Origin of the sequence: Arthrobacter sp. (assembly GCF_031179985.1) — a bacterium.
Classification (GTDB): Bacteria; Actinomycetota; Actinomycetes; order Actinomycetales; family Micrococcaceae; genus Arthrobacter.
Window position 1 is genome coordinate 13,522 of record NZ_JAPSHJ010000012.1, and the last position, 13,394, is coordinate 26,915.

The window sequence follows — 13,394 nt, forward strand, 5'->3', positions numbered from 1 at the left end:
GAGGAAGTCAACAGAGGCAATTTTCCTGGCCGCGGTCAAGCCCGCTTTAAAAGCCTGTTTCTCACGACGTCAACCAATGAACGATAGCGCAGGTTCTCTTCCAAATCGTCAATCAGAACAGGACCGTCCGGGCCTGCCAGCGGGATGCACCAATTGGGATACTGCTCATGAGTTCCGGGCTGGTTCTGCGTGCGGGTCTCCCCCACAGCGTCCACCAGTGCGATACCTAGAAGCGACGACGGCGTCAGCACCGTGAAGGCGTACAAGGCCTCCACAATCCGTTGAATTTCATGTTGCGGCAGGGCCGGTTCCTGTGGATCCTTCAAATCCTGGGAATCCGGTGCGTCCTGGAGCACCCCCTGTTCGCGAAGAAGGGCCAGCACAGCCTCCTGTTCAGCTGCCGCTTCTTCCCGTTCTTCCTCCACCGGACGGCGCAGCAGGCCGAGGGATTCGCGGAGGGTCACATGTTCGCCGGCGAGATAGCCGGCTGTTGGAGGTAAATCATGGGTATTGACGCTGGTCAGGCACTGCTGCCGGTATCTGTCGGGCCCCAAGGGTCCGTCGGCGTCCTGCTCGAACCACAGAATGGACGTTCCGAAAATCCCCCGCTCCGACAGATAGCCCCGGACCCAGGGCTCAAAGACACCAAGGTCCTCACCGATCACCACAGCGTCGGCTCTTTGGGCTTCAAGAGCCAGGATGCCGATCAATGCCTCATGGTCGTAGTAGACGTAGGCGCCTTGTTCGGGTCCACTCCCCTGCGGAATCCACCAGAGCCTGAAGAGCCCCAGGATGTGGTCCACCCGCACGCCCCCTGCATGCCGGAGGATGGTTCGGAGCATGTCCCGGTAGGGTGCATACCCTGCTTCGGCGAGCCTTGCCGGATGCCACGGGGGCTGGGACCAGTCCTGCCCTTGCTGGTTGAACATGTCGGGAGGAGCGCCCACCGTCACACCGTGCGCCAATACATCTGCGAGCATCCACGCATCTGCGCCGTCTGTCTTTACGCCTACAGCGAGGTCGTGGATGACTCCCAGTGCCATGCCGGATTGCTTGGCTGCATGCTGTGCGGACTCCAGTTGCTGGTCACAGATCCATTGCAGCCAACTGTGGAACTCCACGCGGTCTGCCAGTAGTTCGCGTTGCTCATTTGAATACGGGGTGGACGGTGACGCCGCCTCAGCGTGCCATTCAGGCGCCGAAGGGTGGAGCCTTTCAGCAAGCGCGCACCAGAGCGCGAAGTCAGCGAGTCCCGATCCTTGGTCTGCACGGAATTTTTTGAATTGGCGGGATCGCGAGGCACTGCGCTCAACGTCGAAAATCAGTTCCAGCGCTGCCAGTTTGGCGCCATAACTGGAATTGCGGTCCAGCAGGTCGCTTGCCTGATTCGCAGGATAGAGCTGGGCTGCATACTTCTCGACATGAGCCCGGCTGCCCGGCTCGAGATAGGCGTACTCGGGAATCTCCTCCACCCTGATGTACAGAGGATTGAAAAAGCGCCTGGTTGTAGGCAAATAGGGTGAGTCTTCTATGGGGGTGCGGGGCTCGGCTGCGTGCAACGGGTTGACCAGAATGAAGCCAGCCCCATCCTCGCCGGAAATTGCCGCCAGATCTGTGAGGTCACTGAAGTCGCCGATCCCCCAGGAGCGGCTGGATCTCACCGAGTAGAGCTGGGCCAGCAAACCCCAACTCCGGTTCTGGACCAGGTCGGTGCTTGTCTTCAAAATTTCCGGAGTGACCACCAGTGCGCACTCGGCAGCTGTGCCTTCGACGTCCGCGTGAAGCGTGTGCCAGCCAAGGGGCAGGTAATCGGGAATGGCGAAGGTTGCCCGAATGGTGGGAATGCCGTCGATTAAGCGGGGTTCTTCCCAGTCATCCTTTTGAAGGACATCGTGGTGGAGGCCATCTTCGCTCGTTACAGAGACCCGGACCGCCCTTCCTTGCGGTACGTGTACCTCGACACGGAATTCCTGGCCTTCCCGGACCACCACCACGGGTGGCAGAATCCTCCGCCATGGTGCCAGTTCGACGTCGTGAATTGCTCTTCGAAGCCCGTCATCAGTATCGGTATTGATTCCCAGGGCACCAAGTACGCTTTTCAGCGTGGCATCAGATACCTTCCGTTCTGCACCATCCCAGCCCTGGAACACTGTTCCGACTCCATGGGCCGCTGCCAGCTCCCTGAGCAGCGCCTGCGAGTTTTCCGTCTGATCAGTTCCCGTGTGATCCGCCATGGCCCTACTCTATTGGCTCTCGGTAGGCTTGCTACACGATGATCCGTATCCTCCAGCCCAGAGAGGTTCTCCGTGAACGAACGTGACAACGCCGGGCAGCCTCCCGAGGACGCTGCTGATCCTGAAGGCCGGCCCCCGGCGGAAGCCTCGAAACCAGCCAATATCCGGGAAGAACAGCAGACTCATGCCGGAGGAACTGTCCCAGCTGCCTACGTGGGAAGCGGAGACCCCGGCCAGGAGCACAAGCCGGAGCAGGCCGTTGAAGAATCAGGGCCTTGGGACGACGAACCGTAGCTTTAGACTCGCTGGAGTCGCCCGCGCTAGCCTAAGTTCCTATGGCTGACTTCGAATTCCTTTCCGAATGAACCCGCTGGAGATGTTGTGGGAGCGGATCGTTGCTGGATTCTCCCAGGCAGCCGTTCCCGTCGTGCCCGTCACAGAACTCCTTGTGGTCGTTGCTGCGGCAACTGTGCTTTCCGTGCCCAAGGCCACCTGGAGATATTTCGGACTCCTGGCCACGGTTGTCCATGAGCTGGGCCATGCCTTTGCGGCGCTGTCCAGCGGTCAGCGCCTGGGCGGCATCCAGCTGAGGTTGAATCATTCAGGGACCACCGTGTCTTTCAGCCGTGGCCGCTTCCCTGCCATCTGGTCGGGATTCTGGGGTTACCCGGTGCCGGCGATGGTGGGGGCCTCCCTGGTCTGGGCAGGTTTTAACGGTTGGGGTCCGGCTGCAATGTCCCTTGGCGTGCTCATCCTGCTGGCCGCGCTTCTTTTTATCCGCAACGCAGCGGGAGTGCTGATCATGGCCGCGGCAATCCTGTTGGCCTGCTCCCTGATTCTCTTCGTGCCGCCGGAGTTGAACAGCCATCTGGTGATCGTTCTAGGCCTGGCCTTGTTGGTTGCTGCGGTACGGGACCTCGGAAAACTTATCCACGTACATTTCAGACGCAGGGAACAACTGGCCACCTCGGATGCGTATCTGCTGTATCGGGCGACGTCGATCCCCTCCGGTGTGTGGATCGTACTTTTTAGCAGCGTGGTGGGCGCCGCCTGGTTCTTTGCCTGGCAACCCATTTCAGCTGTCTTCGCGGCCGTAATTCCCTGACCTTCCCAGCTTGCCGCTCCCAGGGGACCCGGGTTTAGTCTGTAAAGATGAGCCAGGAAACAGGTCAGAGCACGGAATCCACCACCTCGACGGCTTTCAGCACCAAGGGTGCCTACGTTACGGGTGGTGAATTTAAACGGGACACGACCTACATTGAGGACCGCATCACGTCCGGTGGTGCAGCCGGGCCCAATGGTGAACCGGGATGGCCAGTGGAGCCCGGCCGCTACCGGCTCATCGCGGCAAGGGCATGCCCCTGGGCGAATCGTTCGGTCATTGTGCGGCGGTTATTGGGCCTGGAAGAGGTCATCTCCCTCGGCCAACCCGGGCCGACACATGACTCCCGGTCATGGACCTTTGACCTGGACGAGGGCGGCCGGGATCCTGTTCTTGGCATCGAGCGGCTCCAGGAGGCGTACTTTAAGCGCTTCCCCAACTATCCGCGGGGCATCACCGTTCCTGCCGTCGTAGAAATTGCCACCGGCCAGGTGGTAACCAATAATTTTTCGCAGATTACTCTCGACTTCTCCATAGAATGGCGCGAGTTTCACCGTCCCGGAGCCCCAAACCTGTATCCCGAACAGCTTCGGCAGGAAATAGACGAGGTGAACAAAAGGGTTTTCGCCGAAATCAACAACGGGGTCTACCGCTGTGGCTTTGCCGGATCGCAGGAAGCGTACGATGCCGCCCATGACCGGTTGTGGACTGCATTGGACTGGTTGGAGGACCGATTGGCGGGACAACGGTTCCTCGTGGGTGATTCCATTACCGAGGCTGACGTCCGACTCTTCACCACTCTGGCCAGGTTTGACGCTGTCTACCATGGGCACTTCAAATGCAACCGCCAGAAGCTGAGCGAGATGCCTGTTCTCTGGAGCTATGCGCGGGACCTGTTCCAGACCCCGGGCTTCGGGGACACCATCGACTTCGTACAGATCAAGCAGCACTATTACATCGTCCATGAGGATATTAATCCCACCGGCATAGTCCCCCGAGGCCCGGAGCTTTCGGGCTGGCTCACACCACACGGGCGTGAATCCCTTGGCGGCAGGCCTTTTGGCGATGGCACTCCGCCCGGTCCGGTGAAGGCAGGGGAGGAAGTCTCTCCCGGGCACGGGGCAGGGTGAAAAGGATCCCCGTGCATCTGTGAGTATGTTGGAACCATGCAACTTTCAGATGGACTCGCGGACCCCGAATTCGTGGGCGTACTGGACCTGTTCGAATCGTTCCTCTCCGAGGACCCTCTTTATAGCGCGCAGCTTTCGGCCTACGTTCATGGGCGCAAGGTGCTGGATCTGGTCGGCGGCCCCGATTTCGTTCCTGGCGACATCACCGGAACCTACTCCTGCACCAAGGGGGTGGCTGCCTGCGTGGTTGCGCTTCTGCTGCAGGACGGGCTTCTGGACCTTGAACAGACTGTGGCCCACTACTGGCCCGAATTCGCTGTCTACGGCAAAGACCGGCTGACAGTGGCCGAGGCCCTCTCACATCAGGCTGGGCTAATGGGGCTTGAAGGCGGCTTCCGCTTGGACGAGTTTACGACGGAAGCTGCGGCTGAAAGGCTGGCTGCTGCGGAACCGCTGTGGCGACCGGGAAGTACCTTCGGATATCACGCCCTCACCATCGGAATCCTCATGGAGGAACTCTGCCGCCGCACCACGGGCATCTCCCTTCAGGAACTGTACGATTCCCGTCTGCGCTTACCCTTTGACATCGACTTTTTCCTTGGCCTCCCTGAGGACCAGGAGCCGCGTTACCGTGACGTTCTGTACGACGTCGATGACGGCCTGCCGTGGCAGGACCCGCTGAGCCTGGAGGGCTTGAACGGCAACAGCGGAGTCAGCTCCATCATGGAGCTTCCCAACCACAGGGTCATTCGGGCAAACGGGATGAGCAGCGCGGGAGGTGTGGGGTCCGCCGAGGGACTGGCACGCCTGTATGCTGCCGCCAGCACAGGGGTCGACGGCCGTGCGGGCTTCCTGACGGAAGCCACCATCAGCGCCATGACACAGGAACAAGTCTGGGGTCTGGACAGGTCATCAGGGCTGGACAACGCCTTCGCCGTCGGGTTTATGAAGGCTCATCCGAGCCGGAACTTCGGCAGCTACCGCGCTTTCGGGCACGAGGGAGCGAATGCAGCGCTTGGATTTGCCGACCCTTCGTACGGCATCGGTTTCGGATACGTTCCCAGGCGGCAGGAAGAAGGGCGGACCCCGGGGCGGGCACACCGTCTCGCCCACGCTGTTCGGCAAGCGGTCGCCGCTTCTTCCACCTCTGGAGAAGCAGCTATCAGGAGCTAGCAGGTTAATCCATTTGTAACATCTAAGGGCCCGCCCTAGGGTGGGGCCGGATGAGCACACAAATACCGAGAGTACGAGGCCGGGGGTTCGCGCGGATTCCTGGGTGGGGACTGGTGGCGGACGGCGTTTCAGGGGTGTTCGCGCTGTCCCGCCTCCAGCTTGCAGCAAAGGCGGCGTTGGCGGCGGGCCTGGCCTTTCTGATTGCCCCGTGGATGCCCGGCTCCGCTGCTGAATACCCGTACTACGCGCCCCTCGGCGCCCTCGTAGTGATGTACGAGAACGTTGCGGGTTCCATGCGGCAGGGTCTCCAAACACTCATCGGGCTCGGGCTTGGCATTGGCCTGGCGTTTATGCTGGTGAGCCTCGGCCAGCCATCCCCTCTTACAGTTGCGGTGGTCATGGGCCTTGGCATCATGCTTGCGGGCCTCCCCCGTCTGGGCGCGGGCCGGGACTGGATCCCGACCGCGGCCTTGCTGGTGCTGTTGGTGGGCGGGCATAACCCTGATGATTTTTCGTTCGGTTACCTCCTGCAGATGGGTACTGGTGTTGCCATAGGCATCACCGTCAACCTGCTTGTGTTCCCGCCCCTGCATTTCAATGCCGTGGCCGTGAGCCTGACAGACTTTCGGAGGGCCTTGGCTCAGCAAATCTCCGACATGGCTGAGGCTGTGGAAGAAAAGTGGCCACCGGAGCATGAGGACTGGTCCCGCCGTTCGGATGAGCTTGCCCGATCGGCCCGCTCGCTGAGGGCTGCTGTGGAAAAAGCCGACGCCAGCCGCCGAGCGAATCCTCGGCGGAAATTCCACCCCAGGGACGTAAACCTGGACTACCGGAACCTCCGAGATTTGGAACGGATAACCTTCCATGTCCAGGACATGACTGAGGTCCTGGCCGACGTTATCTGGGACCAGGACACTCTTTTTGTCATTCCGCTTCCCTACAGCGAACCCCTGAGTAAGGGGCTTTCCGCCGTCGGGGCTTTGCTGCTGGCTGTGGAGGAAGGCGATACGAAACGGCTGGAAAACCTACGGGACGAGGCCGACACAGCAGTGCGTACCCTTGCGCAACGACTGGCCTCGGATGATACGGACCCGGACGCGCCAAGTGCGGCTGAATCCCTTCTGCTCAGCCTGCACAGAATCCTGCGCGTACTCAGATCAGGAATAAGTCAGATCAAAGCACAACCGGATTCACCGGACGGTGACTGAGCCGGTGAAATGCTTTCGCCCGGCCTTCGGGCTCCACGCCACGTAATCAGACCGCTCCCAGGCGCCCCCATCGGCCTGGACAGTGGTGATATCAAGGGCCACCCGTGCGGGAAGGAAAACCGGCGCTTCAAAGGAGACTTCCCAATTAAAGGCCTCGCCTTTGACTGCCCCCACATCCGCCAGCGCCCTGGCAGCGAGGTACATTCCATGGGCAATGGATCTGCGCATACCCAGGGCCTTGGCGCTCAACGCGCTGAGGTGAATGGGATTGAAATCACCTGAGACTGCGGCGTACGCCCTGCCGGTATCCACGCCAAGCTGCCAGAGCGCAGTGGGGTTCGGAGGCCTGAAATCGGCAGCGGCCTTGTGCGCCGACTGCTTGTCTATGCCTGGCAGGAAGACGCCTTTGGCCAGATACGTGGAGACCCCACGCCAAAGGACGTCGTCGCCTTTTCCGCTGCGGACCTCAGCAACCATGTCCAGTTGTGTGCCGCTCCGGTGGCCCCGCAGATTCATCGCTGAGGCGGTGATATCCAGAGGCTCTGCAAAACTGATGGCCCTTCTTTGCTCCACACTGTTCCGCAGATGGATCATGCCCAGCAGCGGCAACGGAAAGTCATCCCGGTTCATGACACTCATAGCCACGGGAAAGGCAAGAGCATGAATGAAACCAGCCGGCAGCACGTCAGTGGCGGGCTCGCCAATGAGGTGCTGGTAGGCAGTGAGTTTCTCGACGTCGACCTTCACCCCTCGCACCTCGTGGCTGCTTTCGGGCAAGGCTGTGCCCAGATCCGTCCCGAGCAGGCGGCGCCGCGCAGCTGTGGCAGCGGCGTTGACGTAGAGCTTTGACAGGGAGGGCATATCCCCCATGACAACGGGGCCAGGATCGCTCATGCCCCCACCATGTTCTGCCCGCATACCCGAAGCACTACGCCGGATATTCCCCCAGCCGCATCACTCGCCAGAAACGCAATGGCCTCGGCCACGTCAACGGGTTGGCCGCCCTGTCTGAGGGAGTTGATCCTCCGCCCGACTTCCCGCCGCACTAATGGAACACGCCGGGTCATCTCTGTTTCGATGAAGCCGGGGGCGACAGCGTTGATAGTGCCCCCGTAAGGCTCGAGCAAAGGAGCGGTTGCCCCCACCATCCCCATGACGCCGGCTTTGGAAGCGGCGTAATTGGTCTGGCCGCGGTTGCCGGCGATTCCGCTGGTGGACGCCACCGACACGATTCTCGGGGAGCTGCGGAAGTACTCCGATGCCAGCAATGCCTCGTTGATGCGCAGCTGTGCTGAAATGTTGACGGCCAAAACGGACGACCACTTGCTGTGGTCCATGTTCGCCAACAGCTTGTCACGGGTAATGCCGGCGTTATGGACCACAATGTCCAGGTGGCCGTAGCGCGACACCGCGTGGTCGATGATCTTCTGCCCCGCGTCCTCCCGTGTGATGTCCAACTGCAAGGCGGTTCCGTGGACCTGATTCGCGACCTCGGCAAGGTGGTCGCCGGCCGCCGGTACGTCCACGGCTATGACGGTGGCGCCGTCGCGGTGAAGGGTGCGGGCGATGGCGGCGCCGATGCCGCGTGCCGCCCCGGTGACGACAGCAACCTTCCCTGCCAACGGTTTCTCGACGTCGTCGGGAAGTTTGCCCAACGGCGAACGAACCGTAAGGGTCTGACCGTCGATGAAGGCGGATTTTCCGGAAAGCAGGAACCGCACAGCCGCCAGGACGCTCGGGCTGGTGGTGGACACACCGTCCGCCAGGAGGACGCCGTTCCCGGTGGCGCCGGATCGCAGCTCCATGGCCAGGGAGCGCAGCAATCCGTCCACTCCTTGACGGGCCGCCGCTGTAGCGGCGTTGGGGGCGCTTCCCGGATGCCGGGAGATTGTGATCACCCTGCCGTTGGGAGCGAGGTCCCTGAGGGAGGTTGCGGCTGTGAGTACGGGTTTTTCCAGGTCGTCAGGGTGGGTCAACTCGTCCAGTACCAGGATGACGGCGCCGAGGCGTTCTTTTGGCACAGGGTGCCGGCGGACGTCGATGTCCCAAGACAAGAGCGTTGATGCAAGTTCATCTGCCCCCTTGGTAGAACCTTCGATGAGGACGGGGCCGGGGATCAGCGGCTGGCCGGGTTTGTGTCGCCGGAGGATCACCGGCTGCGGCAGCCCGATCTTCCGGGCAACCTTCCGGCCGGGCCCGCTGCTGACGAACTGAGTGTAGGTATCGGTCATTGCTTCCCCCTAGTGTGATTCCAGTATGGCCACAACACCCTGGCCGCCAGCAGCGCAGATCGAGACGAGTCCGCGGGCGGGCCGTCCATCCACGTGGCCCCTGGCATGCAGCATCTTGGCGAGGGAGGCCACAATGCGTCCTCCGGTGGCGGCGAAGGGGTGGCCTGCGGCGAGCGATGAGCCGTTTACATTGAGTTTGGACCTGTCCACGACACCCAAGGCACCTTCCAGGCCAAGCCGGCTGCGGCCAAATTCGTCGTTTTCCCAGGCAGCGAGGGTGCTCAGCACGGTTCCTGCAAATGCCTCATGGATCTCGAAGAAGTCGAAATCGTCGAGCGTGAGCCCGTTCCGGGCAAGGAGTCGCGGGACGGCAAATACGGGCGCCATCAACAGTCCGTCCTTGCCATGGACAAAGTCGACAGCAGCCGCTTCCCCGTCGATGACAGCGGCCAGCTTAGGAAGATCGTGGGCATCGGCCCATTCTTCGGAGGCCAACAGTACGGTGGAAGCCCCGTCCGTCAGTGGTGTGGAGTTACCGGCAGTCATGGTCGCCTCGGAGCCAAGGCTCTTGCCGAACACAGGCTTGAGCGTAGCGAGTTTCTCAAGGGATGTGTCGGGTCTCAGGTTCGAGTCCCTGGTCAGGCCGCGGTATGGGGTAATGAGGTCGTCGAAGAAACCGGCATCGTAGGCAGCAGCAAGGTTGCGGTGGCTGTTGTAGGCGAGCTCGTCCTGGGCCTCCCGCGTGATCTTCCATTGAGCAGTGGTAAGCGCCTGGTGCTCTCCCATTGAGAGTCCTGTCCGCGGTTCGCCGGTGTTCGGCGCATCCGGCGCGAGGTCTTTGGGCCTGAGCTTGCTTAGTACCTTAAGCCGCTGCGGAAGGGTCTTAACACGGTTAAGGTCAAGGAGGACCTCACGGAGACCTTCGCTGACCGCGATCGGGGCGTCCGAGGCAGAATCCACGCCGCCGGCGATGGCGGAGTCAATCTGCCCGAGCTTGATCTTGTTGGCGAGTCCAAGGACAGTTTCAAGCCCTGTTGCGCAAGCCTGCTGCACATCGTAAGCGGGCGTCTCTGCCGCCAAAGGGGATCCCAGGACTGCCTCACGGGTGAGGTTGAAGTCGCGCGAGTGCTTCAGGACTGCACCTGCAGCCACTTCACCGATCCGCTCGTCCTGCAGGCCGAAACGGGCTATCAGTCCATCCAGGGCAGCCGTCAGCATGTCCTGGTTTGAAGACTTCGTATACGCCCCTCCGGTGCGGGCAAAGGGAATACGGTTGCCGCCAACCACCACGGCTTTCCGTAGCTGCCTCTGGATCCCCTGGGTTGGCTGAACGAATGATTCCTCGCGTCCGGTTTCGGACATGTGCTCTCTCCTTCAAACGAAGCTGATTACCGATACCCAGCGTACCTGATACGCTGGGTATCGTGAACATCCTTTCAGTTGAGGGCCAGAAGTCTGCCGACGCCGCCGTGGACGGCAGGGCTTCCCGGTGGCAGACCCACCGTGAGGAACGCCGTCGTGAACTCATAAAGTCCGCCCGTAAGGCGGTTCACGCGCTGGGCAGTGATGCTTCCATGGAGGAAATCGCTGCTGCAGCCGGCACCTCGAAGTCAGTCTTTTACCGGTACTTCGGGGACAAGGCAGGACTCCAGCAAGCCGTTGGAGAGGTGGTCCTGAACCAGATGCAACGCCGCATCCAGGAGGCGGCCCAAAGCGCACAGACACCCCGGGAAGGTTTGTTCGCAATGGTTTCGGCGTATCTGCAGATGGCTGAAACAAGCCCCCGTGTCTACACCTTTGTCACGAAATACTCCGCGGCCGAGTCGGACCGCACCGGGGCTGCCATTGCCACAGCGGGCGCACTGGGCCACTTCTTTGAAGCGATCAGCGACATGATCGCCCGTCCCATGCGCGCGCATCTGGGTGGAGGCAGCGGCAAGGAGGCCGTCATCGGCTACTGGCCCAATGCGGCGATTGGCTTGGTCAGGAACGCGGGTGAACAGTGGCTGGCAAGCCCTGCTTCACCCGACAAGCCCGACCAGGAGGCCATGGCTCGTCAAATCACGTCCTGGTTATGCGTCGGAATCGCCCCGGAACTGGAAATCACCACCCTCGCTTTGTCCCAGCCACCATCAAAAACGTAGAAGAACCTGTCAAAAACTCTTCAGGACGTTGCCAGAAAAACAGAAGGAACAGACATGACAGAAGTAGTGGACCGCGTCGGCACCAACTCCGCAGGTGTCAGTGCGCCACGGGCGATCGCAGGCCACCCGGCCGTTGATGTTGCAGCGCTGGGCGAACAGCTCCTGGGCAAGTGGGCGGATATCCGCAGGCAGGCCCGTGAGCTCTCCGCCCGTTCAGAGCTACACAAAACTGAAGGCCTCACGCACACAGAGCATCGCAAACGTACTTTCGGCCAGCTCCGTTACCTCGTGGACAACGGCGCAGTCCATCGTGCCTTCCCAGCGTCGCTTGGCGGATCGGATGACCACGGTGGAAACATCGCAGGGTTTGAGGAGCTGGTGACGGCGGATCCGTCGCTGCAGATCAAGGCCGGTGTGCAGTGGGGCCTCTTCGGTTCCGCAGTGATGCACCTGGGCACTGAGGAGCACCACCGCAAATGGCTGCCCGGCATCATGAACCTGGACATTCCCGGCTGCTTTGCGATGACAGAAACCGGCCACGGCTCGGACGTCGCCAGCATCGCCACAACTGCCACCTACGAGCCTGCTACCCAGGAATTCGTGATCGACACGCCGTTCAGGGCAGCCTGGAAGGACTACATCGGCAATGCGGCCATCGATGGCCTGGGTGCCGTGGTGTTCGCCCAGCTGGTGACTTTGGGCGTCAACCACGGGGTTCACGCGTTCTATGTCGACCTGCGTAATCCTGACACCAAAGAGTTCCTTCCCGGCATCGGTGGTGAGGACGACGGCGTTAAGGGCGGGCTCAACGGCATCGACAACGGCCGTCTCCACTTCTCCGTGGTCCGGATCCCCCGTACAAACCTCCTGAACCGCTATGGAAACGTCGACGTCGACGGGACCTACTCCTCTCCCATCGCCAGCCCGGGCCGCCGGTTCTTCACGATGCTGGGAACCCTGGTCCAGGGACGGGTGTCCCTTGATGGGGCCGCCGTGGCAGCCAGCAAGGTTGCCCTGAAGACGGCCATCCAATACGCCACAGAACGGCGCCAGTTCAACGCCTCCTCCCCCACCGAGGAGGAGGTGCTGCTGGATTACCAACGGCACCAGCGCCGTCTGTTTACCCGCTTGGCAACCACCTACGCCGCGAGCTTTGCCCACGAACAGCTGCTGCAGAAATTCGACGACGTTTTCTCCGGAGCTCACGACTCCGACGGGGACCGCCAGGATCTGGAAACCCTCGCCGCTGCCCTCAAACCCTTGAGCACGTGGCACGCGCTGGACACCCTGCAGGAATGCAGGGAAGCCTGTGGCGGGGCCGGCTTCCTGATTGAAAACCGCTTTGCGTCACTGCGGGCAGATCTCGATGTCTACGTCACGTTCGAGGGTGACAACACTGTCCTGTTGCAGCTTGTTGCCAAGCGGCTCCTCGCCGACTACGCGAACGAATTCCGCAACGTGGACTTCGGCGTGTTGGCCCGGTACGTTGTGGGCCAGGCGGCCGACGTCGCGATCCACCGCACCGGCCTGCGCCAGGTGGCGCAGTTCGTGGCTGACACCGGATCACCCCAGAAGGCGGCCATAGCGCTTCGGCATGAAGAGGGCCAGCGCGCATTGCTGACCGAGCGCGTCCAATCGATGGTCGCCGAGGTGGGGTCAGCGCTCAAGGGTGCCAACAAATTGCCCCAGCACCAGGCCGCGGCAGTTTTCAACCTCCATCAGGACGATTTGATCGATGCTGCACAGGCCCATGCCGAGCTGCTCCAGTGGGAGGCGTTTACGGAAGCACTCAGCCAGGTAGCTGATCCGGGCACTAAAACTGTGCTTACCTGGCTTCGTGATCTCTTTGGCCTCTCGCTGATAGAGAAGAACCTTTCCTGGTACCTGATGAACGGCCGGCTGTCCATGCAGCGCGGACGCACTGTGGGCGACTACATCAACCGGCTGCTTATCAAGATCCGCCCCCACGCGCTGGACCTGGTTGACGCCTTCGGCTACGGCCCCGAGCATCTGCGTGCAGCCATTGCTACAGGCGCTGAGCAGACCCGCCAGGACGAAGCCCGCGACTATTTCCGGGCGCAGCGGGCCTGCGGGCGGGCACCTGTTGACGAGAGAGCCATCCTCGGCCGCCAGTCTGCTGGAAAGCCAACGCAGAGCTGACTCCAACACAGT

At 61.5% G+C, this 13,394-nt stretch carries 11 protein-coding genes; 7 read left to right on the top strand and 4 right to left on the bottom strand.

The window, feature by feature from the left end; translation table 11 throughout:
* Positions 1-35 precede the first annotated feature (35 nt).
* Positions 36-2,234 carry a 4-alpha-glucanotransferase gene (gene malQ / locus RIN13_RS07925; RefSeq protein WP_309106794.1) on the bottom strand — a complete coding sequence of 733 codons (2,199 nt, stop codon included), beginning with the start codon at positions 2,232-2,234 and terminating at the stop codon, positions 36-38.
* Between the two features lie 72 nt (positions 2,235-2,306).
* Between malQ and RIN13_RS07930 the strand changes: the two genes are divergently transcribed.
* The 5 genes from RIN13_RS07930 (at position 2,307) to RIN13_RS07950 (ending at position 6,847) form a co-directional block, all read left to right on the top strand.
* Positions 2,307-2,528: a hypothetical protein gene (locus tag RIN13_RS07930; protein WP_309106795.1), complete on the top strand. Its 222-nt coding sequence runs from the start codon at positions 2,307-2,309 to the stop codon at positions 2,526-2,528.
* Between the two features lie 67 nt (positions 2,529-2,595).
* Positions 2,596-3,339 carry a M50 family metallopeptidase gene (locus RIN13_RS07935; RefSeq protein WP_309106796.1) on the top strand — a complete coding sequence of 248 codons (744 nt, stop codon included), beginning with the start codon at positions 2,596-2,598 and terminating at the stop codon, positions 3,337-3,339.
* 47 nt (positions 3,340-3,386) lie between these two features.
* Entirely contained in the window at positions 3,387-4,466 is a 1,080-nt protein-coding gene (locus tag RIN13_RS07940; RefSeq protein WP_309106797.1) for a glutathione S-transferase family protein, read from the top strand.
* Positions 4,467-4,502: 36 nt separating this feature from the next.
* Positions 4,503-5,639: a serine hydrolase domain-containing protein gene (locus RIN13_RS07945; protein WP_309106798.1), complete on the top strand. Its 1,137-nt coding sequence runs from the start codon at positions 4,503-4,505 to the stop codon at positions 5,637-5,639.
* A 50-nt stretch (positions 5,640-5,689) separates the two neighbouring features.
* Positions 5,690-6,847 (top strand): FUSC family protein, encoded by a 1,158-nt coding sequence (locus RIN13_RS07950; RefSeq protein WP_309106799.1) that lies wholly within the window; start codon positions 5,690-5,692, stop codon positions 6,845-6,847.
* Here RIN13_RS07950 and RIN13_RS07955 read toward each other — a convergent pair.
* From RIN13_RS07955 to RIN13_RS07965, 3 genes are read right to left on the bottom strand one after another with little or no spacing between them, the layout of a single operon-like run.
* Positions 6,830-7,741, bottom strand: a complete 912-nt coding sequence (locus RIN13_RS07955) for a MaoC/PaaZ C-terminal domain-containing protein (protein ID WP_309106800.1) — start codon at positions 7,739-7,741, stop codon at positions 6,830-6,832. The two genes, RIN13_RS07950 and RIN13_RS07955, sit on opposite strands and share 18 nt — an antisense overlap.
* Positions 7,738-9,078, bottom strand: coding sequence for a 3-oxoacyl-ACP reductase (locus tag RIN13_RS07960; protein ID WP_309106801.1), 1,341 nt, complete (start codon positions 9,076-9,078; stop codon positions 7,738-7,740). Before RIN13_RS07960 ends, RIN13_RS07955 begins: the two co-directional genes overlap by 4 nt.
* A 9-nt stretch (positions 9,079-9,087) precedes the next feature.
* Positions 9,088-10,440 carry an acetyl-CoA C-acetyltransferase gene (locus tag RIN13_RS07965; protein WP_309106802.1) on the bottom strand — a complete coding sequence of 451 codons (1,353 nt, stop codon included), beginning with the start codon at positions 10,438-10,440 and terminating at the stop codon, positions 9,088-9,090.
* Positions 10,441-10,502: 62 nt separating this feature from the next.
* Here RIN13_RS07965 and RIN13_RS07970 point away from each other — a divergent pair, with 62 nt between their 5' ends.
* Both RIN13_RS07970 and RIN13_RS07975 read left to right on the top strand, forming a co-directional pair.
* A complete protein-coding gene (locus RIN13_RS07970; protein WP_309106803.1) occupies positions 10,503-11,222 on the top strand; it encodes a TetR/AcrR family transcriptional regulator in 720 nt (239 codons plus the stop codon).
* Positions 11,223-11,276: 54 nt separating this feature from the next.
* Complete coding sequence (locus RIN13_RS07975) at positions 11,277-13,382, top strand: acyl-CoA dehydrogenase (RefSeq protein ID WP_309106804.1); 2,106 nt, start codon at positions 11,277-11,279, stop codon at positions 13,380-13,382.
* Positions 13,383-13,394 lie beyond the last annotated feature (12 nt).